The organism is Mesorhizobium sp. M7A.F.Ca.US.014.04.1.1, from assembly GCF_003998745.1.
Lineage (GTDB): Bacteria > Pseudomonadota > Alphaproteobacteria > Rhizobiales > Rhizobiaceae > Mesorhizobium > Mesorhizobium ciceri.
Genome location: NZ_RZRW01001241.1, coordinates 1 through 764 on the forward strand (window position 1 = coordinate 1; position 764 = coordinate 764).

Genomic DNA, 764 nt, shown 5'->3' on the forward strand with positions numbered 1-764 from the left:
GAACACGCTTCCTCGCAGGGCTGTACCGTCTCTGGAAGCGATACCGTACCGAGCCGCTCCGCACGACCCGCAAGGATGCCGAGCCCACAATCGCTTCGGCGACCGCTTTGCTCAAAGCCGTCGCCCCACGGTTACCATCCGCGTCATCCGTGTTCGGACGGACTCTCACTTCTATCCGTCTGAAGCGTGATCAGGAGAGTTTAGCTTGCGCATTCGCGTAACAAAGTTGTGATTTTCGCATCAAGTCTGCGGGCGACAGCAAGAGCCTCCAAACTACCATAGGAGAGCAGATAACTCTCCATTTTGTCATAGGAGACATGCACGCCATCGGGGCGTTCATCAACAAGGACTGTGACTGGAGCGTAAGATCCAGCATCGGGAACGTGTTTGACCATTTCTTTCATGATGAGTGGATTGCCCACCAGGAACCGCATGCTCTTGGGAGTCTCGGTTCCAGTTTCGCGGCGCAGAATGGCGCCCAAGTCGAATTCCGCGAAGAGCATGAGACCTGTGCGGCCCAGGCCACTTTGCACAACGCGCTCCAAATCCGAGAAGGAATTTGCAGCCCTCGTCGCCTTGAAAAATTCGACAATATCAGGTTGCCCGACCGCTGACTTGAGCGCGGCCACAACGGCGTCGAATGGTTTGGAACACGTCAGGCTGAAACGCTCAACCTCGACCTTTGCGATTGTCATTTCATTCTCCGCAACAGCTCTCAAGAATAAAAGTGCGCCCGATCGCGCCGGATTATGCCACCGCCGATT

Annotated in this window: 1 protein-coding gene; it reads right to left on the reverse strand. The window is 55.5% G+C overall.

Annotated features, from left to right (window positions below):
- Positions 1 to 200 precede the first annotated feature (200 nt).
- The gene (locus EOA22_RS35820; RefSeq protein ID WP_063170719.1) at positions 201 to 695 is read right to left on the reverse strand and encodes a DUF302 domain-containing protein; all 495 of its coding nucleotides are present in this window, start codon (positions 693 to 695) and stop codon (positions 201 to 203) included.
- Positions 696 to 764: the final 69 nt, after the last annotated feature.

Coding starts and splice junctions, on each gene's coding strand:
- EOA22_RS35820 (WP_063170719.1), bottom strand. CDS start 695: ATGACAATCGCAAAGGTCGAGGTTGAGCGTTTCAGCCTGACGTGTTCC.